Raw genomic sequence first — 25,809 nt, 5'->3', positions numbered from 1 at the left:
CCCCAGGAATGACCCTAGGCAGAAATGGTTTACGAACGGTTCACCATGTTTGTTAATGCATGTCGCTCGAAAGTGGTCCCGGTTTCGAGGCAACGACATGCATCAAAACAAAGACTTAAAACTTGCGGGTGGCATGGGCAGCGCCTATCAACCGTCAGGCAGCGGAGGAGAAAAACGATGCCCGGGCTTTATCTCGAAGAGTTCGTCGTCGGACATGTCTTTCGGCACACGCTGCGCAAGACCGTCACCGAAAGCGATAACATGCTGTTCTCGGTGATGACGCTGAACCCACAGCCGCTGCACATCGACTTCGACTTCGCCGCCAAGAGCGAATGGGGCAGACCGCTGGTCAATTCGCTGTTCACGCTCGGCCTGATGATCGGCATTTCCGTCAATGACATCACCGTCGGCACCACAATTGCCAATCTCGGCATGAAGGAGACGGTGTTTCCGCACCCGGTCTTCCACGGCGACACCATCCGTGTCGAAACGACGGTGCTCTCAGTCAGGGACTCGAAATCCAAGCCGGACCGCGGCATCGTCGAGTTCGAGCATCACGCCTACAATCAGAACGATGTGCTCGTTGCCAAATGCACGCGCCAGGCGATGATGATGAAAAAGGCGGCCTGATGCGCTCGCTGCTGTTTGTGCCCGGGGATTCCAAAAAGAAACTGGAGAAGGGTTTTGGCGCCGGCGCCGACGTGGTCATCGTCGACCTTGAGGATTCCGTGGCGCCACAAAACAAGCCGTCGGCACGCGACATCGCAGCACGCTTTATTGCCGGCAACAGGCAGCAGACAAGCTCCGCCATCTATATCAGAGTCAACGACCTATCGACCGGGTTGACCGACGATGATCTGGCCGCCCTGGTTCCGGTCAAACCCGACGGCATCATGCTGCCGAAGTCGAACAGCGGCCAGGATGTCCAGCAGCTATCCGTAAAGCTCCGCGTACATGAGGCCGAAAACGGATTGCCGGATGGCGCGATCAAGATCCTGCCGATCATTACCGAGACCGCTGCTGGGTTGCTGGCCGCCGCGACCTATGCCGGGGCAAGCGCCAGGCTTGCCGGCCTCACCTGGGGTGCCGAAGATCTGTCGGCGGCGATCGGCGCGCAGGCTGCGCGCGACGACAACGGCCGCTACACCGATGTCTTCCGCCTTGCCCGCACCATGACCATCCTTGCCGCCGGCGCAGCTGAAGTCGCGGCGATCGACACGGTTTTCCCCGCCTTTCGCGACATGGCCGCCTTCGAAGCCGAATGCACGGAGGCCGAGCGTGACGGCTTTACCGGCAAGATGGCGATCCATCCGGCGCAAGTGCCGGTCATCAACGCCGCCTTCACGCCATCGGCCGAGGCGGTGGAGCGCTCGCAGGCGATCGTCTCTGCCTTCGAGGCGGCAGGAAATCCTGGTGTGGTCGGCATTGACGGCAAGATGTACGACCGGCCGCATCTGCGGCTGGCCGAACGGATTCTGGCCCGGGCCAAGGCGGCCGGGGTTTAGTCCCGCGCCAGCACGATGACCCGGTCCTCCGGCAGGTAGGCCAGCGCTTCCGACTTCAACGGGTTGACGGTGACGCCGCCCAGCGCCCGCTCATCGGCTTCAGCAGTGCGGACGCGCCGGTATCCGATGGCGATCTCGCCACGCAACCGCGCCGATTCCGCGATCGTCCAGAACGTCACCGGCTGGTCGATGGCGACATAGTCGCCGACCGGGCGCATGTAGATTTCGGAGCCCTCTTCGTCGAGCAGATCATCGAAGATCGCGGCGAGATACTGGTTCTCCGACGCCTGCGCCAGCATCAGGCTGACCAGCCGGTTGCTGACGACGAAATCATCGGCCTTGGTCACCGCTGCCAGCTCGCGGTTGCGCACATCGATCATCTCGCTGACGATGCTGATATGCGTGCCGGCATCATCTGAAATCTTGCGCAGATGCAGCAGCGTCACCAGCGTGCGCGTATCGGCGGGCTGCGCCGCCATGGTCTCGCTGTAGCCCAGCACGAGCACGTGGTCGTAGGAAGGCACGTCCAGGCTGGCAAGCTCGGTGCTGCTCGACGTGTCGGTGATGCGGCAGGACACCGACAGATTGTCGCCCACGACCGGCAGTCCGGCAACTTCCTGCTCGAGGCCGGGTGTGTCGGCGGCGATGGTCAGGATCGAGCCGGGCGCGACATAGCGCGACAGTTCATAGGTGATGATCGGACCGCGGCGGTTCCAGCCGAGGATCAGCGTGCGCTCGGGCTTCGCCTCGACAGGCTGATGGCGAAGGATCGCCGCGGTATCGATCTTGGCCGCCGCGCCTCCCAGCTTGATGGCGGCATCGTCCTCGGCAATGATGATGGCGCGCATGTCCTTGCCGATCACCAGCTCCGACGACGGGTTGAGATTGACCCGCCCCTTTTGGTCGCAAAGCCCGATCAGCGCGCAATGCTCATACGCCATCACCGCCTCGCCGAAGGTCTTGCCGACCAGATCCGGTTGTTCGGTCGTGTAGATTTCGCAGCCGTCGAAATCGAGCAGCTCCGAATAGACGCCGCTGAGACCCGACTGCCGGCTCGAATGCACGACGATGCGCGAGATCAGCTGATCGGCCAGCACGAGCTGCACCTCGGCCCCGCCGACGACGCGGGCGACCTCGGCGTTCTTGCCGTCGCGGATTTCGGCGGCGATGTTGTAGGGCGCGGTGCGCCGGTTCGGGTCGTTGGCCAGCGCCAGCACCGTCTTGATCACCTGCGAATCCGGATCGTCGCCGTCCGGCGACAGCACGATGATCGAGCGCGAAGTCTGCGGGTTGACGATGGCGAGGTCATAGAGGTCGGTCGGGTCGCCGCTGCGGCAGATGATGCGCGTGTTGCCCAGCCTGTCGACCTTGGCCGCGATCTCGTCCTCCATCGCGACCTTGTCCATATTGGCCATGACCACAATGCGCGGATGGCGGCGGCTGGCATTGGCAATGACGAGTTCGGAGATGACGTCGAAGATCGACGGCGACCAGTTGAGGATAATGGTGTGGTCGCTCTCCAGCACCCGCGAACGGCCCTTGCGCAATTCATCGAGCTTGCTGTCGACGCCGGCGCTGAGCACGCCGATGAGCGCCGACACGACGAAGATGCCGGCAAGCGTGACAAAGAGCATGACGAGGCGGAAGGCCCAGCCGGTGTCGCCGCCCATCGTGCCGGAATCGAGCGTACGCATCAGCGATTCCCAGAGCGCTTCGAAGAAGTTCAGCGGTTCGCCGCCCTCCGGCGCGATGCGGGTCACCGCAAGGAAAGCCGCGGCGGCGATGATGATCAGCAGCGAAGCGAGGGCGAGCCAGCCGATCAGCGCGATCGGGCCGGCGGCCATGCTCTTGTCAAACCCGTAGCGCAGCCGGGTTCCCAGCGAGTCTCGTTTCTTCATGTCGCCGGCGACCCCCAATATCCTATGATCGATACGCCAACCCCACGCATCGCCAAGCCGCCGTCTTAGCCTGTGTTTAAATAAAGGGGAATCGCTTTCGGGTGTCAGCCGTTCCACGGCCCAGTATAATCGGCATAGAGCTTTGCCGGATCGGGCCGCGGCCGTTCCGGCGCCGGGCCCTGGTAGGAGCCGACATGGATGAAGCCGACGACGCGCTCCTGCGGCGCCAGCCCCAGGATCGCCCTGCCCTCCGCGACGTCGGAATACCAGTTGCTGATCATGTTGGTGCCATAGCCCAGCGCGTTGGCCGCGATCATCAGGTTCAGCGCCGCCATGCCGCCGGACAGGAACATTTCCCATTGCGGGATTTTTGGATTGTCCTTCGGAACCGACACCACGCCGATCACCAGCGGCGCGCGGGAAAACCGCGCAAGCTCCTGGTTGCGGCGGTTTTCCGGCAGCGGCCCTTCGCGCTGTTCGGCGAGCGCCGCCAGCTTCCTGCCGATCTCGACGCGCGCCTCGCCGCGATAAAGGATGAAGCGCCACGGCTCCAGTCGGCCGTGATCGGGCACACGGCTTGCAGCCGCGATCATGGTCGCGATATCGGCATCGCTGGGCGCCGGTTCCTTCAATTCAGGAATAGGTGCGGAGTTTCGGGTCAGCAGGAAGTCGATGATCGGCGACGCCATGGGGGCCAGGTCTCCTAAAGCACTCGATTTTGAGCTGAAGCGCGCCATTGCGGATCGGGGCGGCTCGGGCATTGGCGCGGGCGCGCCGGACGAAAGAACCTGTTGCCAAGGCGGTCGGACTCTTAAGCCTTGAAATTGCCACCGCCTTGGGCTTCAACGCAAGGCATGTTTGAGGGGACATCGCGCCTTTTCCTGATTTGGCTCGCCGTAGCGCTGTTTGCGCCGGCCTCGATGGCCATGGCGCAGAATGCCGACGGCATCGGCAATCTGAAACTCCCCGATATTTCGAGCTATGCACCGCCCAAGGGCGAGACGCCGCTGGCACTCGGTGGCGGCGGTGCCATAACGCTGTCGGCGCAGTTGACCGACAAGGGCGCCGACATCACGCGCGGCATCGTCTGGCGCGTCTTCAAGCCCGAGGCCGCGAGCGACGGCAAGCTGCCGATGGTGGCTTCCGCGCATGGCGGCAGCGCCGTGTTCCAGCTCGAACCCGGCAGCTATCTGGTCCACGCCTCATACGGACGCGCCGGCGCCACCAAGCGCATCACCGTCGGCAAGGACGCCAAGCGTGAAAGCCTGGTGCTCGATGCCGGCGGCCTCAAGCTCGACGCGGTGCTGTCGGGCGGCGTGCGCATTCCGCCGAAAAAGCTGCGCTTTTCCATCTATGAGGGCACCGCCGAGGCCAATGGCGACCGCGCTCTGATCATCCCCGATGTCGAGCCGAACAGCGTCGTGCGGCTCAACGCCGGCGTTTATCATGTCGTCTCCACCTATGGCGCGGTCAATGCCGTTATTCGCTCTGACATCCGTGTCGAAGCCGGCAAGCTGACCGAAGCCACCGTCGAGCATCGCGCGGCGGAGGAGACCATGAAGCTGGTGCGCGAGACCGGCGGCGAAGCGATCGCCGATACATCCTGGTCGCTACTCAACGAATCCGGCGACCCGATCAAGGAAGCCGTCGGCGCCTTCGCCTCGATGGTGCTGGCCGAAGGTCAGTACACCATCATCGCCAAGAACCGCGACCGCATCTACCAGAAGGATTTCACCGTCGTCGCCGGCCAGAACCAGGAGATCGAGGTTCTGGCCACCGAAGCCTCGGCGATCGATCCCGAGGAAGGCGCCGACTAACCGGCGCGTTTGCCGCTCTATTGAAGTGGTACCCGTTTCGTCAGGCTGCCTTGCGCATACGGCGCGGCAGGAAGTGGACGCGGCTGCGCGGTGCGTCGGGCGCCAGATCGAAGACGCCGCGATGAAGGCGATCAAGCAAGGTCTTGCGGTCGCGCAGCGGCTCCAGCTCATCCCAGCGCAGTACGTTGCCGACGCGAACGTCGATCGCTTTGCCGGACAGCCGCGCGAATTCGCGGATGAGCATTGAAAGGCGCAACGTCAGCGACGCCTTGCCGACTAATTTCGCCAGCCTTCCTTCGCGCTCCCCCATGTTCATCGGGCCGCTGACCAGATGGAACAGCCGGCCGTTCTGCCCGGAAAAATGCATCGGCACCACCGACGCCTTGGCGTCCTGCACGAGGCGCGCCGGAAACATCTTCCACGGCAGGTCTCGCGCCCGGCCAAAGCCTCTCGGCGCGGTGGCGACGCCGCCGGCCGGAAATACCACGATGGTGACGCCCTCTTTCAACAGCCGCACTGCCTCGTGGCGCACCGCCATGTTGTTCTTCACCGCGTCCTTGGTCTCGGAAAAGTCGATCGGCAGCGAGTACGGTTCCATTTCGCGGACCTTCAGCAGATCCTTGTGGATCATGACGCGGAACGGACGCCCGAGCTGCTCGACCAGCGACAGCACGGCAATGCCGTCGCCAATGCCGAACGGGTGGTTGGCGACGATCACCAGCGGCGTGTCCGGCAGCCCCGCCGGCGGCCACCGATCGGTGCTGCGCACCTTGACGTCGATCAGCTCCAGCATGCGGCTGAACACCCGCTCGCCCGTCGGCGCCACCTGGCGGCGCCAGAAATCGTAGAGCGCGGCATACCGGTCGCGCCCCGAGAGGCCTTCAATGGAATGGATGAACCAGCGCGTCAGCGCCGGTTGGCTCGCATTGGCGTAGGAGAGTTCGGGAAACGGTCTTTCCCGTATCTTCAGCTTGAGCATGGGGGCTCGTTACAAGGTTCGCGTGACAGGCATGTGAAAATGGCGGTGGATCGCTCCACCGCCATTTCTCCGAAACATTGTTTGCTCAGGCCGCGCTTCGCCTGCGGTCGGGCGAAACAGCCTCGTCAGAAAGCAGCTTCAGCGCCTCCGCCAGCTTGAGCGATTCCTGATCGCGCGAGCCGAGCCGGCGGATGTTGACCGTCTCCTCCTCCGCCTCGCGCTTGCCGCAGACGAGGATCACAGGAACCTTGGCCAGCGAATGCTCACGCACTTTGTAGTTGATCTTCTCGTTGCGCAGATCCGGTTCGGCCAAAAGTCCTGCCGCCTTCATCTGTGCGACAACCTTTCGCGCATAATCGTCAGCATCCGAGGTGATCGTGGCCACAACCACCTGCAGCGGCGCGAACCACAGCGGGAAATGGCCGGAATAATGCTCGATCAGGATGCCGAGAAAGCGTTCCATCGAACCGCAGATGGCGCGATGCACCATCACCGGCTGCTTCTTTTCCGAATCCGAACCTATGTAGAAGGCGCCAAAGCGTTCCGGCAGATTGAAGTCGACCTGCGTGGTGCCGCACTGCCATTCGCGGCCGATGGCGTCCTTCAGCACATATTCGAATTTCGGCCCATAGAAAGCGCCCTCGCCCGGATTGATCGAGGTCTTGATGCGGTTTCCCGAGCGCGTCCTGATTGTATCCAGCACGTTGCCCATGATCGCCTCGGCATGATCCCAGGCCTCGTCGGTGCCGACGCGCTTATCCGGCCGCGTCGACAGCTTCACGCTGACATCGTCGAAGCCGAAATCGGCGTAGGTCGACAGGATCAGATCGTTGATGCGCAGGCACTCCGCGGCCAGCTGCTCCTCGGTGCAGAAGATGTGCGCATCGTCCTGCGTGAAGCCGCGCACGCGCATCAGCCCGTGCAAGGCGCCGGACGGTTCGTAACGATGCACATTGCCGAATTCCGCAAGCTTTACGGGCAGATCGCGATAGGATTTCAACCCATGCTTGAATATCTGCACGTGGCCCGGACAATTCATCGGCTTCAGCGCGAACACGCGGTCGTCGTCGGTGTCGTCGCCGGCCACCGTCACCTTGAACATGGCATCGCGATACCAGCCCCAGTGGCCCGACGTCTCCCACAGGCTCTTGTCGAGAACCTGCGGTGCGTTGACCTCCTGGTAGCCCTGCTCGTCGAGGCGGCGGCGCATGTAGTTGACCAGATTCTGGAACATCTTCCAGCCCTTGGCGTGCCAGAAGACGACGCCCGGCCCCTCTTCCTGGAAATGGAACAGGTCCATCTCGCGGCCGAGTTTGCGGTGGTCGCGCTTCTCTGCCTCTTCCAGCATCGTCTGGTAGGCATCGAGTTCAGCTTGCTCGGCCCAGGCCGTGCCGTAGATGCGGGTCAGCATGGGGTTGTTCGAATCGCCACGCCAATAGGCGCCGGCCACCTTCATCAGCTTGAAGGCGTTGCCGATCTGGCCGGTCGAGGCCATGTGCGGGCCGCGGCAGAGGTCGAACCAGTCACCCTGGGAATAGATCTTGAGATCCTGGTCTTCGGGAATGGCGTCGATCAGTTCCAGCTTGTAGCGCTCGCCCTTGTTGCCAAAGACCTTTTTGGCCTTGTCGCGCGACCAGACTTCCTTGGTGAACGGCTTGTTGCGCGCGATGATCTCGCGCATCTTCTTTTCGATCACTGGGAAATCGTCCGGCGTGAACGGCTCGTTGCGGGCGAAGTCGTAATAGAATCCGTTCTCGATCACCGGCCCGATGGTCACTTGCGTTCCCGGCCACAGTTCCTGCACGGCCTCCGCCAGCACGTGTGCTGCATCGTGGCGGATCAACTCCAGCGCGCGCGGATCGGTGCGGGTGATGATCTCGACCTTGCCGGACTTGCCAAGCGGGTCGGAAAGATCGCGAACGGTGCCGTCGATGGCATAGGCGACAGCCTTCTTGGCCAGCGACTTCGAGATCGATTCGGCGAGGCCCGCACCGGTCATCGCCGCGTCATAGTCGCGGACGGAGCCATCGGGAAATGTCAGGGAAACGGAATTCAGCATCGGGTATCTCCTATCCAGTCCCGCAAACGAGCGCGGGTGGTCGTGGTGTGAAGCCGGAGGCATCCGGCAGCGGGCGGGTTTTAGAGGCCACGCGGCATCAGGTAAAGAGCCGTCGTTGGCGCAGCTGTCAGGAAATGGCGCGACAGATGTCGCAGGCCAGTCGCACAGGCTTGCGAATTTCCCCGACACGAGGTTGGAATCCCCGGCATGGAAGACGCAAAACCCAGCCGAACCGCCTTGGGCGTCGCGCGCATGCGGGCCCTCCACCAGTTCTCGCAGCAGGCGGCGCTGTTTCGCGACCCATATGCGAGTGCGATACTGGGCGATGCCGCACCGACGGTGCAGGAGCTCGAGCAGGAAGGTGAGCGCAGCCGGCGCATGCGCCTGTTCGTGGCAGCGCGCGCCCGCCTCGCCGAGGACTGGCTGGCTGCGGCGGTGCGCCGGGGCGTCCGGCAAGTGGTGGTGCTCGGCGCCGGCCTCGACACTTTCTCGCTGCGCAATCCGTACCCTGATGTCGCGGTGTTCGAAGTCGATCACCCGGCGACACAGGCCTGGAAACGGAAATGCATCGCCGATGCTGGTCTTGCCGAACCGCGGGCCACCATGTTCGTGCCGGTCAACTTCGAGCGCCAGCGCCCCGCGGATGAACTGGCATCGGCCGGTTTGCGGCAGACCGCGCCCAGTTTCTTCATCTGGCTGGGTGTCGTTCCGTATCTGAGCCAGGACGCAACCTTCAGCACCCTGTCTTGGATTGCCGGCATGCCCGGTTCGGAGGTCGTCTTCGACTACAGCGAGCCGGCCGAGAACCGCGATGCGGCTGGACAGGCTGCCCTCTCTTTCCATGCGGCGCGCGTCGCCGCTGCCGGAGAGCCCTGGATCAGCTTCTTCGTGCCCGCGGCACTGGCGCAATCGCTGCGCGAACTCGGCTTCGATGAGATCGAAGATCTGGAAAGCAGCGACATCGCCGCCCGCTTCTCCAGGACGCCAAAGGCGGAGACAAGGAATTCCGGCGGCCACATCCTTCGTGCCCGCCGGAGCACTTGAAGCTAAAGCAAGTTCACTTCACCAGTTGCGGCAAATCCCTCAGGAACGCCCCGCGGGTCGCCGGGCCCTTCGGTGTGTCGATCGGCTTGGTGTCGACGACCAGCCGGGCGAAGACGATCCGGCGGCCGCCCTTTTCGGCCCAGCCGACGAACCAGCCCAGCGAGCGCTTGTCCTTGCTGTTTCCCAGCCTGGTGCTGCCGGTTTTGCCCCGCACCGTCCAGCCGCCGGCCTGGAAAGTCGGCAGGATGGCTCGGGTCATCTCATGCGCCTTGGCAGAAACCGGCATCTTGCCGGCGAGCAGCTGGCGCAGGAAGGCTGTCTGTTCGACCGGCGATATCTCAAGCGAGGAATTTATCCAGGATTGCGTGAGCCCGTTGTCCTTGTCGGCATCGCCCGAGACATCCATGTTGCCGTAGCCGAATTTCGAGACGTAGAGGGCAAAGCTTTTTGCGCCGAGCCGGCGCACGATCTCGCGCGAATACCATACGATCGAGTCGCGCTCCCAGATCGTCGGGTCGACGGCCTTGTGGTCGCGCTTCACGGCGTTGAACTCAGGCTTGTAGTCCCAGCTCGGTGTATGCGCGTCGCTGAGGACACCGCTGTCGTAGCCGATCAGCGCCAGCGGCACCTTGAAGGTCGACGCCGGGCTGACGCGTTGGTCGCAGACGCCGCTTTGATAGAGCGTCTCGCCGCTCGCCGCGTCCTGGATAAGCGTGCAGGCGAAATCGCCAAGCGGCGCCGATTGCGCCCGCATCGGAAATCCCAGAAACCAGGCCAGCAGGAAGAGGACCGCGGCAATGATGAAGGGATGGGTTTCGATCCGACGCATGTGGGCTCTCCTGGGAATGAACAGGAGGCGCTTAGCCAAGTGTCTTGGCTCGATTTTGACTCAAATGCGCAGTCTTTGTGCAGCCCGTTGTAACCTTACCGGATTGTAAAGAAATGCCGCGCTGGCGATCTGGATCAGGGACCAGCGCGCCCGCCGTCAGGCCTCGCCGCGCTTCCTGCCGATCTGCCAATAACGCCATGGCATGAACCAGACATAGCGCTGATCGAGTACCTCCGGCACGCGATCGATGCCATGCGAACCGAAAGGGCCGCAGCGCAGTACGCGGAACAGCCCCATGAAGCCGCCGGCCCACAGACCATGGCGGGCGATCGCCTCATGCGCGTATTCGGAACAGGTCGGCAGATGCCGGCAGGAATTGCCGACAAATCCGGACAGCGTCAGTTGATAGAGGCGCACCAGCGACGTGCCGAAAATGCGGCCGGGTGTTTTGCGCCAGGGACCGGGCCAGTTGCGCCCGCGCCGGGTCCGTCCGGCGGCATGCACATGCCGATGCTGGTCGCCCACCGCAGTCTCTTTCCGAACGCGACCCGAAACCGGCTTCCGGGTCAGCTTGCGTTTCCAAACCGATAGATGTGAGCTTCGGCCGGCAAACGCAATCCTCTTCACTCACTCGCCTCTTTGTCGGCTCAGGTCGCGAGCGGCGAAAGGGATGCCGCTCCGATGGAGCCGCCCAGCGGGTGGCCGGCCTTTGCTCGGTGCGCTGCACATGATGCCGCCTGTCGCCATGCCACTGAAATGTCGCGATCCGCATCACATCGCAAAAGATCTTCAGTAACTGGATCATGGCGCATCTCCTTTGAGGCGGATTAGACGCCCGCTGGCCTTCGCCTTCAAACGAGTATAATTTCCGGTCCGGATAACTTCGGGTTATGCGAAATGAAGCGCGGACGGCTGCCGCTGACGGCGTTGCGAAGTTTCGAGGCAGCTGGCCGGCAATTGAGCTTTAGCCGGGCCGCCGAGGAGCTGTTCGTCTCGCAGGCCGCCATCAGCCGGCAGATCCGCGAACTCGAGCAGTTCCTGCGCCAGCCCTTGTTCCACCGTCATCACCGCCGCGTCGAGTTGACCGAGGCCGGCCAGCGCCTGCTCGATCAACTGGTCAGGAGTTTCGACGACATCGACAGGCTGCTTTCGGACCTGGTGGCGGCCCCGGCACAGTCGGTGGTTCGCGTCAGTGTCGAGCCGTCGCTGGCCTCGGTATGGCTGTTGCCGCGGCTCAACCGGTTCAGCCAGTTGCGGCCTGATATCGACGTTTCCCTCGAAGTCGACCCAAGGCCGATCGAGTTCCGCAGCGATCAGCCTGAACTCGCCTTGCGCTTCAGCGCGCGCGCCACCTCGTGGCCGCGCAGCGAGGCCGAATGGCTCGCCTCGACCGTCGATTCACCGGTCCTGTCGCCCGCCTTGCTGGCATCGGGCCCTGCCCTCGAAAAGCCGCTCGACCTTGCCCGCTACACGCTGTTGCACGAGGAGAATCGTCAAGGCTGGGCGCGCTGGTTCGAGGCAGCCGGCGTCGCCGCCGACACCATTCCGGCGCGCGGCCCTATGCTGGCGGATGTGTCGCTGTCGAAGCAGGCGGCCCTGCTCGGCCACGGCGTGGCGCTGGGCGACCTCTTGCAGATCGGCGAGGAGATTGCATCCGGCGCACTGATCAAGCCGTTCGACATTGATGTCGCATCGGGCGCCTACTGGCTGGTCGCCAGGAGTTTGAAGGACCTGGCGGAGCCGGCCAAGGCCTTCGCCGACTGGGTGAGAAGCGAATTTGCCGAAAGCAGACGGGCGCAGCAAACCAAGGCATGAGCCCGGTTACGTGAGAAGCTCCTCGACGTGTTCAGCGCCCAATTTTGACAATTCACCGGCTGTTGGAGGAGCCGTCATGTACCAACATCACGCTGCTTCTTCTGCGCGTTTCTTCTCGATCTGACCGATGGCATCGACGACCGCATCGAAGGTCAGCATGGTCGAGGCATGGCGCGCCTTGTAGTCGCGCACCGGCTCCAGATATCTCAGATCGGCAAAGCGGCCTTGCGGCGGCGCGCCGTTTTCCTTGAGCATCTTCAGCACGGTGTCGCGCACCGCCCGCAATTCGTCGGCGCTGGCGCCGATGACATGTTGAGCCATGATCGAGGACGAAGCCTGGCCGAGGGCGCAGGCCTTCACGTCATGAGCGAAATCGGTGACGACGCCATTGTCCATCTTGAGGTCGACGGTTACCGTCGAGCCGCACAATTTGGAATGAGCCTTGGCGCTCGCATCCGGATGATCGAGCCGGCCTATGCGGGCGATGTTTCCGGCAAAACCCAGAATTTTCGCATTGTAGACGTCGTCAATCATATTTTTCCAATCCGTCGCCGCCAAGCGAACAGCGATTGCCGCTGTGGCGTCTTTCATTCGCTGCGCACGACCATATATAATGCTGGCAGTCGGGTATCGACAAGGCAACGCAGAGCCATCGTCCTTGCCCATTTCGTTCACGCCGCTTGCGGGCTGGAAACCGGGCGAGTTTTCAGCACCCGAAAGGTCGTGGTCCGTTCAACTCGTTCCTCCTGAGAGAGGAACTACGGGAGACGCCTTTATGGATGCCGTCATCAAGAAAATCATGCCCCCTTCCGACTATCTGGACAAGCCGGTCACCGACAGGCCGAGCGAAGCCGAGGTCGAGGCCGCCGTGCGCACGCTGTTGCGCTGGACCGGCGACAATCCGGACCGCGAGGGCCTGATCGACACGCCCAAGCGCGTCACCAAGGCCTTTCTCGAAATGTTCAACGGCTATGACATGTGCCCGGCCGAAGAACTCGGCCGCACCTTCGAGGAAGTCGCCGGCTATGACGATCTCGTCATCGTCAGGGACATCCAGTTCCACTCGCATTGCGAGCACCACATGGTGCCGATCATCGGCAAGGCGCATGTCGGCTACCTCCCGGACGGCAAGGTCGTCGGCCTGTCCAAGATCGCGCGCGTCGTCGATATCTTCGCCCATCGCCTGCAGACTCAGGAGGCCATGACCGCACAGATCGCCGGCGTCATCCAGGACGTGCTCAATCCGCGCGGTGTCGCCGTCATGATCGAGGCCGAGCATATGTGCATGGCCATGCGCGGCATCCGCAAGCAGGGCTCCACCACGCTGACCTCGACCTTCACCGGCGTGTTCAAGGACACGCCCGAGGAACAGGTCCGTTTCGTCACCATGGTGCGCGGCCTCGGGGCGTAAGCCCCTCGCCGGCATCGCTAGATCAAGGACCCGCGATGTCGGCACTAACATTTCCCACGGCTCCATCAGACAAGAAGGCTCTCGAAGAAGGCGCGGTGTTTTCCCCGCGCTTCGATGCTGCCGGGCTGGTCACCGTCGTCGTCACCGACGCCGCTGACGGTATGCTGCTGATGGTCGCGCATATGAATCCCGAGGCGCTGGCGCTGACGCTCGAAACCGGCATCGCGCACTACTGGTCGCGCTCGCGCAGCACGCTGTGGAAGAAGGGCGAAACATCAGGCAATTTTCAGACGGTCGTCGAGATGCTCACGGATTGTGACCAGGACGCCATATGGTTGCGCGTCAAAGTGTTGGGCCACGACGCAACTTGTCACACCGGCCGGCGTTCATGTTTTTATCGGACGGTGGGGCTAATCGGCGGCAAGGCAACGCTTGCCGGCGATGGCAGCACGCCGCTGTTCGATGCGGAAAAAACGTATCGGAAGCCCGCGTGAACCATTCAACAGTCGCAAACCACTCATATTCACTATTCTCAAACGTCCTTCCTGTAGAACGGACGCGGGACAAGGGAGATCATGATGCTCGAGTGGGCGTCATTGCGTAGCAGACCGGACGTGCGGGAGGCCAATGGCCCCTCATCGTCCGGCGGCGTGCCTGACCCGCAACCCGCGGGCAAGACAGGCATTTCGCTCGCGCTGGGCGGCGGCTGCGCACGCGGCTGGGCGCACATTGGCGTGCTGCGCGCGCTCGACGAAGCCGGCATCGAAGTCTCAATGATCGCCGGCACCTCGATCGGCGCGCTGGTTGGCGGCTGCTATCTCGCCGGCAAGCTGGACGAACTCGAGGAGTTCGCCCGCAGCCTGACCAAGCGGCGCATCTTCGGCCTGCTCGATCTCAATCTGCGCGGCAGCGGCCTGTTCGGCGGTATGAAACTGGACGTCAGGCTGCGCGAGCACATGGCAGGCATCCGCTTCGAGGATCTGACGAAACCGTTCGTCGCCGTTGGCGCCGAAATTCGCACCGGCCATGAGATCTGGCTGTCCAGCGGTTCGCTGATCACCGCGATGCGGGCTTCCTATGCGCTGCCCGGCGTGTTCGAACCGGTGAATTGCAACGGCCGCATTCTGGTCGACGGCGCGCTGGTCAACCCGGTTCCGGTTTCGGTCTGCCGCGCCTACGAGCAGCCGCTGGTCGTCGCGGTCAACCTTCACTACGATCTGTTCGGCCGCGCCGCCGTCATCAAGCACAGCGCCGGCGAACTGCTCATCGAGAAGGACGCGCCCCGGCCAGGCCAGGCCAGCCCCGACCACCAGCCGCACCAAAGCCGTCTCGGCATCACCGGCGTCATGGTCGAAGCTTTCAACATCATCCAGGACCGGATTTCACGCGCAAGGCTGGCGGGCGATCCGCCCGACATGTCGCTCCAACCGAAACTCAGCCATATCGGCTTGACCGAATTCCACCGCGCGGATGAGGCGATCAGCGTCGGTTACCAGGCGACGATGGCGCAGATCAGCGAGTTGAAGCGGCTGCAGACGGTTCTCGCTTAAACCAATTCGGCAATGTCAGGCTTTGGCCGCATCGGTGATGCGGAACTGCACCGTGCGGTTGCCGTTCCAATAATTCCCCGACAGCGAGCCGGCTACATGGATCGTGTTGCCCCTGTTCTTGAACAGGAATTCGCCCAGCGCGGTATCGACGGATCGAAAGGCGATGCCCTGGATGCGGCCGCCGCTTTCCGACTGCAGATCAGCCCGGATGTGGTTGGTGCCGACGGCCCGCGCGTCGGCCAGCCGATGGCGCGGCAGCGCGAACACCGGCGCGACATGGCCGGCGCCGAAAGGCCCGGCCTTTTCCAATGCATCGAGCAAAGCAATCGTCGCGCCCTCGGCGGCGAGCGCGCCGTCGACGGCCAGACTTTCTTCGTCCTGCAGCCGGAACACTTCGGCCGCCGCGCGCTCCTCGAAGAAAGCACGGAGTTCGCCGAGCTTGGCGCGTTCCACCGTGATGCCGGCGGCCATGCCGTGGCCGCCGCCCTTGACGATCAGCCCGGCATCGGCGGCTGCGCGCACCAGCCGTCCGAGATCGAAGCCCGACACCGAACGGCCAGAGCCGGTGCCGATGCCATTGGCGTTGAAGGCGATGGCGAAGGCCGGCCGCCGCGCATGGTCCTTCAGCCGCGAGGCGATCAAGCCGACAATGCCGGGATGCCAATTGGTGCTGGCGGTGACGATGATGGCCGGCCCGTTGCCGCCGGCAAGTTCGGCGTCAGCCTCGGCGCGCGCCGCTGCCAGCATCTCCAGCTCCATCTGCTGGCGTTCCTGGTTGAGCCGGTCGAGTGTCTCGGCAATGGTCCCGGCCTCAACCGGATCGTCGGTGGCGAGCAGCCGGCTGCCAAGTGCTGCATCGCCGATGCGGCCGCCGGCATTGATGCGCGGCCCAATCAGATAGGCGAGATGAAAGGTGCTTATCGGCTCACCGATGCGGGACACCCGCGCCAGTGCGGCGAGCCCCTCATTCTTCTGCTGCCGCGCCATCTGTAGTCCCTTGACGACGAAAGCGCGGTTCACGCCGATGAGCGGCACCACATCGCAAACCGTGGCCAGCGCCGCCAAGTCGAGCAACGACAACAGGTCCGGTGGCGCTGCGTCGGGCAATCGGCTGCGCAGGACCCTCGCCGTCTGCACCAGAGTGAGGAAGACGACACCGGCGGCGCACAGATGGCCTTGCCCGGAAAGGTCGTCCTCGCGATTGGGATTGACGACCGCGGTCGCCTCCGGTAGCGGGCCGCCGACCTGATGGTGGTCGAGCACCACCACATCGGCGCCTGCGGCCTTGGCGGCATCGATGGAGACAGCGCTGTTGGTGCCGCAATCGACGGTGACGATCAGCGTCGCGCCGCGCGAGACCAGTTCGCGCATAGCCTCCGGATTGGGGCCGTAGCCCTCGAAGATGCGGTCGGGAATGTAGATCTCCGAAGGCACCGAGAAATGCGTCAGGAAGCGCTTGAGCAACGCCGAAGAGGCGGCGCCGTCGACATCGTAGTCGCCGAAGATTGCCACCTTCTCCTTGGCCATGACCGCTTCGGCGATGCGGGTCGCAGCCTTGCCCATGTCGGTCAGCGAAGCCGGATCCGGCAACAGATTGCGAAGCGTCGGATCGAGGAAGCGCTCGGCCTGGTCGGCGGTGACGCCTCGCCCGGCGAGCACGCGAGCCACAATGTCGGGCACGCCGTGGCCCTGCGCTATGGCAAGCGCGGTCATGTCCTGCCGCTCGCTCAACCGGTGTTCCCAGGAAACACCGGTCGCCGACTGCCTGATATCGAGGAAGAGGCGTTTGTCGCCCGTCATAGGAGGCGTAATCTATAGATTGTCATTTCCGGCAATATGCGACGGCTAAACAGGAAAGTCTCAAAACTTTTCCACATCCTGGTGACGCGCCTTGATCTCGCGGCTCACGCCTCCGCCAGAGCCCGATGATGATTGGTGGGTTCGACCTGAAATCTCAATCCGGCTCCAAATCAAAGAGATAGAGCATTATGGCGTCCGAAACCACTTTTCAGCAGCAGCATCAATCGGTTAAAGGAAAAAAATGACTTGGCCTAGCCCGCACGCTCGATGCGGATAACCTGCGGCTTGTCTGTGAGGTGGCCGTCCTTGGTGATGCCGTCGACAGCCTTGCGCACCGCTGCTTCCGTCGTCTCGTGGGTGACCAGGATCACCGTCTTTTGCGCGTCCGTCTCGCCGCTGACGGCATGCTGGACGATCGATTCCAGCGAAATGTCGTTGTCCGCCATGCGCTTGGCGATCGCGGCGAAGACGCCGATGCGGTCGTGCACGGTCAGCCGGATGAAATAGCCGCCGGCATGGCTGCGCATCTGCGCCTTCTTGTAGGGACGCAATTCCTTGGCCGGCAGGCCGAACACCGGACCGTGCTGGAAGCCCGGCCGGCTCTTTGCGATGTCGGCGATATCGCCGACCACGGCGGACGCGGTGGCGTTGCCGCCGGCACCGGGGCCGGAGAGCAGCAGTTCGCCCAAAATGTCGGTTTCGATGGCCACCGCATTGGTGACGCCATGCACCTGTGCGATCACCGAAGCGGTCGGCACCATGGTCGGGTGCACGCGCTGCTCGATGCCGCTGTCGGTGCGCTGCGCGACACCGAGCAATTTTATCCGGTAGCCGAGATCGGCGGCAGCGCGGATATCGGCCTGGCTGATATTGGAAATGCCTTCCATGTAGATGTCGTTGGCGGCGATCCTGGTGCCGAAGGCCAGGCTGGTCAGGATCGACAATTTATGCGCCGTGTCATGGCCCTCGATATCGAAAGTCGGATCGGCTTCGGCGTAGCCCAGCCGTTGCGCGTCCTTCAGGCACTCGTCGAAGGAGATGCCCTCGGCCTCCATGCGGGTCAGGATGTAGTTGCAGGTGCCGTTCAGGATGCCGAAGACGCGGGTGACCGAATTGCCGGCCATCGCCTCGCGCATCGTCTTGATGACCGGGATGCCGCCGGCAACTGCCGCCTCGTAGTTGAGCAGCACGCCCTTCTTCTCGGCGATTTCGGCAAGCGCCACGCCGTGCTTGGCCAACAGCGCCTTGTTGGCGGTGACGACATGACGTCCGGCTTCAAGTGCTGCCTTGACCGACGCGCGCGCTGCCCCTTCGTCGCCGCCGATCAGTTCGACGAAGACGTCGATATCGGCGGCCTGCGCCATCTTGATCGGATCGTCGAACCATTTGGCGGCGCTGAGGTCGACGCCACGGTCGCGCTTGGGATCGCGCGCGGAAACGGCCGTGACGATGACATCGCGTCCGCACTGGCGCGTCAGCTCCGCTGCCTTGTCGCGCAGCACGCGCGCCACCGAGGCGCCAACCGTACCCAGACCCGCAATTCCAACACGCAACGCTTCAGCCATGCCCGGCGACGCCCCTCAAAAAATCTGCTCGAATAAGATGTGCGGCGACTTTAGCGATGCGCGGCGAGCGGCACCACATTGTTCGGCTGCTTGGCGCTGGACGCCAGGAAGCGCTTGATGTTGCGCGCCGCCTGCCGGATCCGGTGCTCGTTCTCGACCAGCGCGATGCGGACATGATCGTCGCCATGCTCGCCAAAGCCGATGCCCGGCGCCACCGCCACGTCGGCGTGCTCGATCAGGAGCTTGGAAAACTCAAGCGAGCCGAGATGCTTGAACGGCTCCGGGATCGGCGCCCAGGCGAACATCGAGGCAGCCGGTGCCGGAATGGTCCAGCCGGCGCGGCTGAAGGCGTCGACCATGACGTCGCGGCGCTTCAAATAGACCTCGCGCACTTCGGCGATGTCGGCGCCGTCGCCATTCAGCGCATGCGCCGCCGCAACCTGGATCGGCGTGAAGGCGCCGTAGTCGAGATAGGACTTCACCCGCGTCAACGCCGAGATCAGCCGCTCATTGCCGACGGCAAAGCCCATGCGCCAGCCGGGCATGGAGAAGGTCTTCGACATCGAGGTGAACTCGACGCAGACATCGATGGCGCCCGGCACTTGCAGCACCGAAGGCGGCGGATTGCCGTCGAAATAGATCTCCGAATAGGCAAGGTCCGACAGGATGATGATGTCGTTCTTCTTGGCGAAGGCGACCACGTCCTTGTAGAAATCGAGCGAGGCGACCAGCGCCGTCGGGTTCGACGGATAGTTGAGGATCAATGCCAGTGGCTTCGGGATCGAATGACGGACACCGCGCTCGAGCGCCGGGATGAAGCCGTCATCCGGCTCGACCTGCAGCGAACGGATGACGCCGCCCGACATGATGAAGCCGAAAGCATGGATCGGATAGGTCGGGTTGGGGCACAGGATCACGTCGCCCGGCGCGGTGATCGCCTGCGCCATATTGGCGAAGCCTTCCTTCGAACCGAGCGTCGCCACCACCTGCGTGTCGGGATTGAGCTTCACGCCGAAACGGCGCTGATAATAGGCGGCCTGGGCGCGGCGCAGACCTGGGATGCCGCGCGAGGAGGAATAGCGATGCGTGCGCGGATCGCGCACCACTTCGCACAATTTGTCGACGATCGCCTTCGGCGTGGGCAGGTCCGGGTTGCCCATGCCAAGGTCGATAATGTCGGCGCCGCGCGAACGGGCGCTGGCCTTCAGCCGGTTGACCTGCTCGAACACGTAGGGCGGAAGCCGGCGGACCTTGTGAAATTCTTCCATGTCAGTTCCAGACGATTTAAGATTGGCTTTAGCACAGTTGGCTTGGCTAGGCGCCTTTGGCAAAGACCGCTTTCGGCGCGCGATATAGCCTTATTTGCAGGTAGGGTCGAGGGCGGGATCGCATTTGGCTTCGATCTGCTTCAGCGTGTCCTTGCCATGGTTCTTCGCCAGCGAATTCAGCGCCGCCGGGCTGGTGGACGGGGCACCGCCGCCGCCCTTGGCCGCTTGCCCCTGCTGTTCGCCCTTCAACTGGGCAAGCTTGGCCTGCGTCTCCTCAGGGGTGAGTTGCTTTGCCGCCACCTGCGGTGGGATGTTGAGATTGGGATAAGAGCCGGTGTCCTGCGCGCCCTGGGTCAGGCCGACATTCATCCCGTTGCCGGTGTTGGCGCTCGTGCAGCCACTTGCCGCCAGCAGCCCTGGCGCCAGACAGGCGATTGCAACCGCGATGCGGCAAAAGCGGCCTGCCCCCGAAAAAATGGTCTTGCCGGTGTTAATCGTCATATTGTTTTCCTGGCAGCCGGGGTACAGCGCATTGGACCCGGTCAGATGTCCCATGATAATATGTCAAGAAAACGCCTCGGGAGGAACCCCGCGAGCCATGTCCAAAACACCTGATTCGAGCAAAGCGGAAGATGATCAATCTTCGACCGTGGAGCAATATCTGGTGAAAGACCCGGAACGCTTCGCGTTGAACATGGCGCGCATGGTCGAGCAGGCCGGCAAAGCCGCCTCGGCCTGGGCCGAGCCGCGCGAAAAAGGCGAGGTGCGCGATCATGTCGCCGAACCCGTGGTCGACATGGTCAAAACCTTTTCCAAGCTCAGCGAATATTGGCTGGCCGACCCCCAACGCGCGCTGGAAGCGCAGACGCGACTGTTCGCCGGCTACATGACGGTCTGGGGCAACGCCATCCAGAAGGTTAGCCCGAATGCCGAAGCGCCGGACGATGCGGTCAAGCCCGAGCGCGGCGACAAGCGTTTTCAAGACCCCGAATGGGGTCGCAACGCTTTCTTCGATTTCCTCAAACAGGCCTATCTCGTCACCTCGCGCTGGGCGGCCGACCTGGTCGAGCACGCTGAGGGCCTCGACGACCACACCCGCCACAAGGCGAGCTTCTACGTCAAGCAGGTGTCCAATGCCATCTCGCCGTCGAACTTCATCCTGACCAATCCGGAGCTGTTTCGAGAAACCGTCGCCTCGAATGGAGAAAACCTGGTGCGCGGCATGAAGATGCTGGCCGAAGACATCGCCGCCGGCAAGGGCGACCTGAAGCTGAGACAAGCTGACTATTCGCCCTTCGAGATCGGCAAGAACGTCGCGACCTCTCCCGGCAAGGTGGTCGGCCGCAGCGATGTCGCCGAAATCATCCAGTACGATCCGACGACGGAGACGGTGCTCAAGCGCCCGCTGCTGATCTGCCCGCCCTGGATCAACAAGTTCTACATCCTCGATCTCAACCCGCAAAAGTCCTTCATCCGCTGGGCGATCGAGCAAGGCCATACCGTGTTCGTCATCTCCTGGATCAATCCCGACGAGCGGCACGGCGCCAAGGGCTGGGAAGCTTACATACGGGAGGGCCTGCAATACGGCCTCGACACGATCGAGAAGGCGACCGGCGAGAAAGAGGTCAACGCCATCGGCTATTGCGTCGGCGGCACGCTGCTGGCGGCCGCACTCGCACTGCTGGCACAGGAAGGCGACAACCGCATCAAATCGGCGACTTTCTTCACCACGCAGGTCGACTTCACCCATGCCGGCGACCTGAAAGTCTTCGTCGACGAGGACCAGGTGGCAGCGGTCGAGAAATCGATGAACGAAAAGGGCTACCTCGACGGCACCAAGATGGCGACCGCCTTCAACATGCTGCGCTCGGGCGACCTGATCTGGCCTTATGTCATCAACAATTACATGCGCGGCAAGGATCCCCTTCCCTTCGACCTGCTCTACTGGAACGCCGATTCCACCCGCATGGCGGCCGCCAACCACTCCTTCTACCTGCGCAACTGTTATCTCGAAAACAATCTGACGCGTGGCGTGATGGAACTCGCCGGCCGCACTTTGTCGCTGGCCGACGTCACCATCCCGGTTTACAACCTGGCGTCGAAGGAAGATCACATCGCGCCGGCCCTTTCCGTGTTTCTCGGCTCGCAATATTTCGGCGGTGACGTCGAGTTTGTGATGGCTGGTTCCGGCCACATTGCCGGTGTCGTCAACCCGCCGGCAGCCAAGAAATACCAGTACTGGACCGGCGGCAAACCGACAGGCGATTTTGACCAGTGGCTCGCCTCCGCGGTGGAGCATCCCGGCTCCTGGTGGACGCACTGGCAGCACTGGATCGAGACCCAGGACGACACCCTCGTTCCGGCCCGCAAACCGGGCAAGCACATGAAAACCCTGGGTGATGCCCCCGGCACCTATGTGAAGGTGCGTGTGTAACGGCCGGCACCTTTTGCAGGTGCCTGTGTGTAACGGAATGTAATGTCTGGTGAGTTGACGAGCCGGCAAAACGGGGCGAAATGGTGTCGTCAACCTTCAAGAAGCCTCAATTGGCCTCCAACGAGCAAATAATTCAGAGGCTTGCAGAATTGACACAAGTCTCGTTTCCGGTTTGGGAACACAAGGTTATTGGATGTGAACGTTTCGACGCCGCACCAATAGCAGTCCGGCCGGACACCGAGGGGGAATTTAGTTTGAAATCAGTAGGATCGCGTCTCGCGGGGAGAGAAGGTCGCACTATAGCGGCAGCGCTTTTCTCCGTGCTTCTGGCGTCCTGCACCTCCGCTGGCGACCCCACAATGTCCGTCGGCATGCCTGGCTACAACGCGACCGCTTCTGACATCTCCGCGGCTTCCGGCGCCAGCCCTGCGGCGCCGGGCGATTCGACCGTGCAGGTCACATCCACCGGGCCGCAGATGATGATGACGGCAGCGGGCGATGCGACACTGCCCGAGCAGGTCGCCTATGTGCCGGTGGCCAAGCCCGGCACCGGCTTCCCGGTCAATGTTCCCGCCGGCTCCGAAACCATTGTCGGCCAGACGCCGCAGTCGCTGCAGCAGTCAGCACAGACCGCGGCCGCAACGGACGCCGTGGCGCAGAAGATCGCCGCCGCCGATGCCGGCGTGACCGCACCGAAAGCGACGGCAGCGGCACCCGCGACCAACGAGGTCTACGTGACCGCCGCGCCCCAGCAGATCGACACGCCGAAGAAGGGCTTCCTGGCCTCACTGTTCAGCACCACGCCAACCTCGGCGGCACCTGCTCCGCTGGTCAACTCGCGCTCGGGCGAACAGCCTGCGGTTGCTTCCCAGAAGGCCGCCCCGGCAAAGCCGATCATCACGCTAGCGTCAGCCAATTCCGCCGACAAGCCCTTGCAGCTTGCCTCGCTTGGCAACGAGAGCAACCACATCACCGGCAGCGATGCCTTGCCCGGCGTGCGCCAGACGGCGCTGTTCGAGATCAAGCGCAAATCCGGCCTCGACGACGAAAGCGACGTCGACCTGAACGAGGACGAGGGTTCGGGCGGCGCCTATCAGGTGGCCTCCGCCGCCGGCCTCGCCCGGCTGGCGCCCAATGGCCTGTTGAAGCAAAACGAGAGCGTCGACGTCGCCTGCCTGAAGCCGTCGCTGGTGCGGGTGCTGAAGACCATCGAAGGCCATTACGGCCGCAAGATGATGGTCACATCAGGCTACCGCGACCCGGCCCGCAACCGCCGCGCCAACGGCGCCAAGAATTCGCTGCACATGTATTGCGCCGCCGCCGACATCCAGGTTCCCGGCGTCTCCAAATGGGAACTGGCGAGCTACATCCGAACCATGCCCGGCCGCGGCGGCGTCGGCACCTACTGCCATACCGAATCCGTTCACGTCGACGTCGGCCCCGAGCGCGACTGGAACTGGCGCTGCCGCCGGCGGGGTTAGCATCCCCATTCGGCAAACGGGCCGAGGGGCTGTTAGCAGCCCGCCGTTTTTTCCGATTAGCTATCAGCGACGTTCGAGATTAGCCGAGGCACCCGCGACTTCGTCATCCTATGGCGAAGCAAGGAGCGCAGCGACGCAGCGCAGACCAAGGATGACGAAGTCGCGGGGCGTTCAGGCTAATCTCCAAAGATGTGCAATGACGCGAGGGCAGAAAACCCGGGCTGGCTCACCAAACTGGCCCTTTTCGCCCCTCTTGAAAAAAGTTTCCGCATCTGGCGGCTGATGGGTTGCCGGTTGGCAACAACGCAATTATAAGCCGCTTCGTCTGAGCGCGCCCATCGTCTAGCGGTTAGGACACCGCCCTTTCACGGCGGTAACAGGGGTTCGATTCCCCTTGGGCGTACCAGATCTTTCAGGAAAACAGGAAGCTCGCGGCAGCCGCCGAACTAGCAGCGGCTGGAACGGTGGCGCGGCGAATCGGTTGAAACGGCGAACAGCGGCTGCCGTGCCGAGGTTTCCCTCGGCGCCTGCTCGCGGCAATCTCCGGCCACTCACCCCTGGTCGTGTGCTACCTGCGGCCAGCGCTGTAACGCCGCGTGACCACCCTCGGTCAGCGCGTAGACGCCGCGCTCGGCCCTGGCGAACCAGCCATAGACATTGTCCAATAGGATGCTGGGCGCGCGGGGCGAAATCGCTTTCAGATCGCGCGGGCGTTTCGGCCCGTCGGTCATGGCTGCGGCGCAGGCCAGCGCATCCTGCCGGTAGGCGGTCATGATCGGGGCGCGCGAGCCACCGCCGACCACCGGATCGCCGCGCCGGCGACGGTGTTCCTCCATCAGTCGGGAGCGGCGCTTCGGATCGCGACGCGGCGGCAGAGCCGCCGGGCTGAGCAGCACTTCGACCTCCCCCTTGCCGCTGACAGCCAGAAGCCCGAAGCCGAGCCGCCGGCACAGCGCGCGAAAACGGCGGTCGTGCTCGCGGCCTTTGCCACGCGCCGACATGCGCGCGGCCAGCCACACTTCGTCGCATGCCGCGGCGCGATCGACACCTTGCAGCACCAGTTCGAGGTTGAACTGCAATTTCAGTTCGCAGATGACCAGCACAGGCGGCTCGCCGTCGCGCACCGCCACGATATCGCAGTGCCCGACTTCGCCCTTGACCGTGAATTCCAGGCTCTCGAGAAACCGCTTCACCGGGATGTAGAGAGACGTTTCCTGCATCGCGCAGGCATAGCCGATTCGGATCGGGTCGGCACAGGGATCGCCGAGAGGCCGACGCCTTGCGCTAAGCCGCCTTGAAACCCACTGTTTGCAAAGGCGGCCGTCAGGCAGGTCTCCGGCATGATAGCCCGCCATAGCGCTCGACGATTTCCTTGGCGATGACCGACGTCGCCAGGGCCGAGCGCGACCAGTATTTCATCGCCTGTCTCGCGTTCAACAAGGCGCTCGCCGTGGCTGGGACGGCACAATCGACAGCGTAGGACCTGAGATCCGTCGACGCCAAGACCGGTCCACGGTTGGCCACACGATGATGAGCGCGTGTGTTTTGAGGCTAGGGGCGGGTGCGCGTCCGGCGCTGCCCTGGTGCGGCATCGTCCGCCTTGAAATGCATCTCGTCCTGGACCGCGGCAAAAAACCGGCGGACATCGTTGGCCGCCGAAGCCGCATCGCAGCCGGCCGCGACCGCCTTGTCGAGGAGTTCGCGCGCCGTGGCCTTCCAGAACGACGTGGCCGTGTCGCCGTGCAGTCTGCCCAGCCTTGCGGCGACCTCGCGCACCAGCACGGTCTGCCGATCTAGTGGGAAGGTACGCACATTGGCTGAAGACATGTTCTGCACCATGAAACCGACGCAACGAATCAGACGCTGCTCCATGGCCTCATGCCTAGCTGTGAAGTCGGAAACGGAACCTTAACGCCGCGGAGTCCGCGCCGATTGGAACGAGTCGGTTGGCCGGCCTCCAGGCCAAGCAGAACTCTAGACCCTCAGGCCCCTCGCCTCGCCGGCGCGCTTGGCAGTAACCATCATATCCCTGGCCAGCAGGCCACTGACCCGGCAAAACGCCATGAAGGCGCGCCAGGCGTCCTCTGTCCTGACCACATCCACCGTGGCCCCGAAGCAGGCATTGAACGCCGCTTCATAGACCTTGCCCTGTCGCTTCTTTGGCCAGTCATGCAGGATATCCAGCGCCTGTTCGACGCTGTATATTTCCTCTACCGGCAGCCCGGGCGCGGGCGCGATGCGCACCGGCACCTCGAATTGCAATCTGTCCATTCTATATCTCCCGAACTGGCGTCGACCACAGCAACGCCGTTCGTCGTCAAAAGTTGCTTTGGCTGCTTTTGCGCGAAAATGTG

Annotated in this window: 24 protein-coding genes and 1 tRNA gene; 11 read left to right on the top strand and 14 right to left on the bottom strand. The window is 63.3% G+C overall.

Features of this window, described 5'->3' with window-relative positions; all coding sequences use genetic code 11:
• Nucleotides 1–24: 24 nt before the first annotated feature.
• A complete protein-coding gene (locus tag NKI32_RS06635; RefSeq protein WP_502897915.1) occupies nt 25–630 on the top strand; it encodes a MaoC family dehydratase in 606 nt (201 codons plus the stop codon).
• A complete protein-coding gene (locus tag NKI32_RS06630) occupies nt 630–1,505 on the top strand; it encodes an HpcH/HpaI aldolase/citrate lyase family protein (RefSeq protein WP_353002320.1) in 876 nt (291 codons plus the stop codon). The genes NKI32_RS06635 and NKI32_RS06630 overlap by 1 nt, the downstream gene beginning before the upstream one ends.
• On the opposite strand, the gene NKI32_RS06625 is transcribed toward NKI32_RS06630, so the two are convergent.
• Both NKI32_RS06625 and NKI32_RS06620 read right to left on the bottom strand, forming a co-directional pair.
• Nucleotides 1,502–3,403, bottom strand: a complete 1,902-nt coding sequence (locus tag NKI32_RS06625; RefSeq protein WP_352670377.1) for a CASTOR/POLLUX-related putative ion channel — start codon at nt 3,401–3,403, stop codon at nt 1,502–1,504. The two genes, NKI32_RS06630 and NKI32_RS06625, sit on opposite strands and share 4 nt — an antisense overlap.
• Before the next feature lie 104 nt (nt 3,404–3,507).
• Entirely contained in the window at nt 3,508–4,092 is a 585-nt protein-coding gene (locus tag NKI32_RS06620) for a nitroreductase family protein (protein WP_353002317.1), read from the bottom strand.
• Between the two features lie 165 nt (nt 4,093–4,257).
• Between NKI32_RS06620 and NKI32_RS06615 the strand changes: the two genes are divergently transcribed.
• Nucleotides 4,258–5,220: an RgsD C-terminal domain-containing protein gene (locus NKI32_RS06615; RefSeq protein ID WP_352444089.1), complete on the top strand. Its 963-nt coding sequence runs from the start codon at nt 4,258–4,260 to the stop codon at nt 5,218–5,220.
• 40 nt (nt 5,221–5,260) lie between these two features.
• On the opposite strand, the gene NKI32_RS06610 is transcribed toward NKI32_RS06615, so the two are convergent.
• Both NKI32_RS06610 and thrS read right to left on the bottom strand, forming a co-directional pair.
• Nucleotides 5,261–6,199, bottom strand: a complete 939-nt coding sequence (locus NKI32_RS06610; RefSeq protein ID WP_352444090.1) for a lysophospholipid acyltransferase family protein — start codon at nt 6,197–6,199, stop codon at nt 5,261–5,263.
• 85 nt (nt 6,200–6,284) lie between these two features.
• On the bottom strand, nt 6,285–8,258 hold the full coding sequence (thrS, locus tag NKI32_RS06605) for a threonine--tRNA ligase (RefSeq protein WP_353002315.1): 1,974 nt from the start codon (nt 8,256–8,258) through the stop codon (nt 6,285–6,287).
• Nucleotides 8,259–8,465: 207 nt separating this feature from the next.
• On the opposite strand from thrS, the gene NKI32_RS06600 reads away from it, so the two are divergent.
• Nucleotides 8,466–9,302, top strand: coding sequence for an SAM-dependent methyltransferase (locus NKI32_RS06600; RefSeq protein ID WP_353002313.1), 837 nt, complete (start codon nt 8,466–8,468; stop codon nt 9,300–9,302).
• A 13-nt stretch (nt 9,303–9,315) separates the two neighbouring features.
• Here NKI32_RS06600 and blaOXA read toward each other — a convergent pair whose 3' ends face one another.
• A complete protein-coding gene (gene blaOXA, locus NKI32_RS06595) occupies nt 9,316–10,131 on the bottom strand; it encodes a class D beta-lactamase (RefSeq protein WP_353002311.1) in 816 nt (271 codons plus the stop codon).
• A 156-nt stretch (nt 10,132–10,287) separates the two neighbouring features.
• Nucleotides 10,288–10,656 (bottom strand): membrane protein insertion efficiency factor YidD, encoded by a 369-nt coding sequence (yidD, locus tag NKI32_RS06590; protein ID WP_023667617.1) that lies wholly within the window; start codon nt 10,654–10,656, stop codon nt 10,288–10,290.
• A 372-nt stretch (nt 10,657–11,028) separates the two neighbouring features.
• Here yidD and NKI32_RS06585 point away from each other — a divergent pair, with 372 nt between their 5' ends.
• Nucleotides 11,029–11,946 carry a LysR substrate-binding domain-containing protein gene (locus NKI32_RS06585; protein ID WP_352670368.1) on the top strand — a complete coding sequence of 306 codons (918 nt, stop codon included), beginning with the start codon at nt 11,029–11,031 and terminating at the stop codon, nt 11,944–11,946.
• Nucleotides 11,947–12,033: 87 nt separating this feature from the next.
• On the opposite strand, the gene NKI32_RS06580 is transcribed toward NKI32_RS06585, so the two are convergent.
• Complete coding sequence (locus NKI32_RS06580) at nt 12,034–12,480, bottom strand: iron-sulfur cluster assembly scaffold protein (RefSeq protein WP_023710657.1); 447 nt, start codon at nt 12,478–12,480, stop codon at nt 12,034–12,036.
• A gap of 241 nt (nt 12,481–12,721) precedes the next feature.
• Between NKI32_RS06580 and folE the strand changes: the two genes are divergently transcribed.
• The 3 genes from folE (at nt 12,722) to NKI32_RS06565 (ending at nt 14,907) form a co-directional block, all read left to right on the top strand.
• Nucleotides 12,722–13,357, top strand: coding sequence for a GTP cyclohydrolase I FolE (gene folE, locus NKI32_RS06575; RefSeq protein ID WP_023667622.1), 636 nt, complete (start codon nt 12,722–12,724; stop codon nt 13,355–13,357).
• A gap of 35 nt (nt 13,358–13,392) precedes the next feature.
• A complete protein-coding gene (gene hisI / locus NKI32_RS06570; protein ID WP_023710659.1) occupies nt 13,393–13,851 on the top strand; it encodes a phosphoribosyl-AMP cyclohydrolase in 459 nt (152 codons plus the stop codon).
• A gap of 84 nt (nt 13,852–13,935) precedes the next feature.
• Nucleotides 13,936–14,907, top strand: coding sequence for a patatin family protein (locus tag NKI32_RS06565; protein ID WP_023667624.1), 972 nt, complete (start codon nt 13,936–13,938; stop codon nt 14,905–14,907).
• A 15-nt stretch (nt 14,908–14,922) separates the two neighbouring features.
• On the opposite strand, the gene recJ is transcribed toward NKI32_RS06565, so the two are convergent.
• The 4 genes from recJ to NKI32_RS06545 form a co-directional block, all read right to left on the bottom strand.
• Complete coding sequence (recJ, locus tag NKI32_RS06560) at nt 14,923–16,707, bottom strand: single-stranded-DNA-specific exonuclease RecJ (RefSeq protein WP_353002309.1); 1,785 nt, start codon at nt 16,705–16,707, stop codon at nt 14,923–14,925.
• A gap of 251 nt (nt 16,708–16,958) precedes the next feature.
• The gene (locus tag NKI32_RS06555; protein ID WP_023738997.1) at nt 16,959–18,272 is read right to left on the bottom strand and encodes a homoserine dehydrogenase; all 1,314 of its coding nucleotides are present in this window, start codon (nt 18,270–18,272) and stop codon (nt 16,959–16,961) included.
• 50 nt (nt 18,273–18,322) lie between these two features.
• The gene (locus tag NKI32_RS06550) at nt 18,323–19,540 is read right to left on the bottom strand and encodes an LL-diaminopimelate aminotransferase (protein WP_023681615.1); all 1,218 of its coding nucleotides are present in this window, start codon (nt 19,538–19,540) and stop codon (nt 18,323–18,325) included.
• A 90-nt stretch (nt 19,541–19,630) separates the two neighbouring features.
• Entirely contained in the window at nt 19,631–20,041 is a 411-nt protein-coding gene (locus tag NKI32_RS06545; protein WP_353002308.1) for a hypothetical protein, read from the bottom strand.
• A gap of 97 nt (nt 20,042–20,138) precedes the next feature.
• Between NKI32_RS06545 and phaC the strand changes: the two genes are divergently transcribed.
• The 3 genes from phaC (at nt 20,139) to NKI32_RS06530 (ending at nt 23,861) form a co-directional block, all read left to right on the top strand.
• The gene (gene phaC, locus NKI32_RS06540) at nt 20,139–21,974 is read left to right on the top strand and encodes a class I poly(R)-hydroxyalkanoic acid synthase (protein ID WP_023818132.1); all 1,836 of its coding nucleotides are present in this window, start codon (nt 20,139–20,141) and stop codon (nt 21,972–21,974) included.
• A gap of 359 nt (nt 21,975–22,333) precedes the next feature.
• Nucleotides 22,334–23,455, top strand: coding sequence for a D-Ala-D-Ala carboxypeptidase family metallohydrolase (locus NKI32_RS06535; protein ID WP_245275043.1), 1,122 nt, complete (start codon nt 22,334–22,336; stop codon nt 23,453–23,455).
• Between the two features lie 331 nt (nt 23,456–23,786).
• Nucleotides 23,787–23,861 (top strand) — tRNA-Glu (locus NKI32_RS06530).
• 145 nt (nt 23,862–24,006) lie between these two features.
• Here NKI32_RS06530 and NKI32_RS06525 read toward each other — a convergent pair.
• From NKI32_RS06525 to NKI32_RS06515, 3 genes are all read right to left on the bottom strand, one after another.
• Nucleotides 24,007–24,675 carry a DUF2161 domain-containing phosphodiesterase gene (locus NKI32_RS06525; protein WP_023667651.1) on the bottom strand — a complete coding sequence of 223 codons (669 nt, stop codon included), beginning with the start codon at nt 24,673–24,675 and terminating at the stop codon, nt 24,007–24,009.
• 331 nt (nt 24,676–25,006) lie between these two features.
• Complete coding sequence (locus NKI32_RS06520) at nt 25,007–25,327, bottom strand: DUF6074 family protein (RefSeq protein WP_353002306.1); 321 nt, start codon at nt 25,325–25,327, stop codon at nt 25,007–25,009.
• A gap of 102 nt (nt 25,328–25,429) precedes the next feature.
• On the bottom strand, nt 25,430–25,726 hold the full coding sequence (locus NKI32_RS06515) for a DUF982 domain-containing protein (RefSeq protein WP_023688240.1): 297 nt from the start codon (nt 25,724–25,726) through the stop codon (nt 25,430–25,432).
• Between the last annotated feature and the right edge of the window lie 83 nt (nt 25,727–25,809).

It is taken from the genome of Mesorhizobium sp. M0761 (assembly GCF_040320205.1).
In the GTDB taxonomy this organism is placed as follows: Bacteria; Pseudomonadota; Alphaproteobacteria; order Rhizobiales; family Rhizobiaceae; genus Mesorhizobium.
Note: the sequence above shows the minus strand (reverse complement) of the source record. Positions and strands in the feature narration are given on the sequence as shown.

Coding starts and splice junctions, on each gene's coding strand:
- NKI32_RS06610 (WP_352444090.1), bottom strand. CDS start 6,199: ATGCTCAAGCTGAAGATACGGGAAAGACCGTTTCCCGAACTCTCCTAC.
- phaC (WP_023818132.1), top strand. CDS start 20,139: ATGTCCAAAACACCTGATTCGAGCAAAGCGGAAGATGATCAATCTTCG.
- NKI32_RS06635 (WP_502897915.1), top strand. CDS start 25: ATGGTTTACGAACGGTTCACCATGTTTGTTAATGCATGTCGCTCGAAA.
- NKI32_RS06550 (WP_023681615.1), bottom strand. CDS start 19,540: ATGGAAGAATTTCACAAGGTCCGCCGGCTTCCGCCCTACGTGTTCGAG.
- NKI32_RS06630 (WP_353002320.1), top strand. CDS start 630: ATGCGCTCGCTGCTGTTTGTGCCCGGGGATTCCAAAAAGAAACTGGAG.
- NKI32_RS06525 (WP_023667651.1), bottom strand. CDS start 24,675: ATGCAGGAAACGTCTCTCTACATCCCGGTGAAGCGGTTTCTCGAGAGC.
- NKI32_RS06535 (WP_245275043.1), top strand. CDS start 22,334: ATGTCCGTCGGCATGCCTGGCTACAACGCGACCGCTTCTGACATCTCC.
- blaOXA (WP_353002311.1), bottom strand. CDS start 10,131: ATGCGTCGGATCGAAACCCATCCCTTCATCATTGCCGCGGTCCTCTTC.
- NKI32_RS06615 (WP_352444089.1), top strand. CDS start 4,258: ATGTTTGAGGGGACATCGCGCCTTTTCCTGATTTGGCTCGCCGTAGCG.
- thrS (WP_353002315.1), bottom strand. CDS start 8,258: ATGCTGAATTCCGTTTCCCTGACATTTCCCGATGGCTCCGTCCGCGAC.
- folE (WP_023667622.1), top strand. CDS start 12,722: ATGGATGCCGTCATCAAGAAAATCATGCCCCCTTCCGACTATCTGGAC.
- NKI32_RS06625 (WP_352670377.1), bottom strand. CDS start 3,403: ATGAAGAAACGAGACTCGCTGGGAACCCGGCTGCGCTACGGGTTTGAC.
- NKI32_RS06555 (WP_023738997.1), bottom strand. CDS start 18,272: ATGGCTGAAGCGTTGCGTGTTGGAATTGCGGGTCTGGGTACGGTTGGC.
- NKI32_RS06585 (WP_352670368.1), top strand. CDS start 11,029: ATGAAGCGCGGACGGCTGCCGCTGACGGCGTTGCGAAGTTTCGAGGCA.
- recJ (WP_353002309.1), bottom strand. CDS start 16,707: ATGACGGGCGACAAACGCCTCTTCCTCGATATCAGGCAGTCGGCGACC.
- NKI32_RS06545 (WP_353002308.1), bottom strand. CDS start 20,041: ATGACGATTAACACCGGCAAGACCATTTTTTCGGGGGCAGGCCGCTTT.
- NKI32_RS06620 (WP_353002317.1), bottom strand. CDS start 4,092: ATGGCGTCGCCGATCATCGACTTCCTGCTGACCCGAAACTCCGCACCT.
- NKI32_RS06565 (WP_023667624.1), top strand. CDS start 13,936: ATGCTCGAGTGGGCGTCATTGCGTAGCAGACCGGACGTGCGGGAGGCC.
- NKI32_RS06515 (WP_023688240.1), bottom strand. CDS start 25,726: ATGGACAGATTGCAATTCGAGGTGCCGGTGCGCATCGCGCCCGCGCCC.
- NKI32_RS06580 (WP_023710657.1), bottom strand. CDS start 12,480: ATGATTGACGACGTCTACAATGCGAAAATTCTGGGTTTTGCCGGAAAC.
- NKI32_RS06520 (WP_353002306.1), bottom strand. CDS start 25,327: ATGGAGCAGCGTCTGATTCGTTGCGTCGGTTTCATGGTGCAGAACATG.
- NKI32_RS06600 (WP_353002313.1), top strand. CDS start 8,466: ATGGAAGACGCAAAACCCAGCCGAACCGCCTTGGGCGTCGCGCGCATG.
- hisI (WP_023710659.1), top strand. CDS start 13,393: ATGTCGGCACTAACATTTCCCACGGCTCCATCAGACAAGAAGGCTCTC.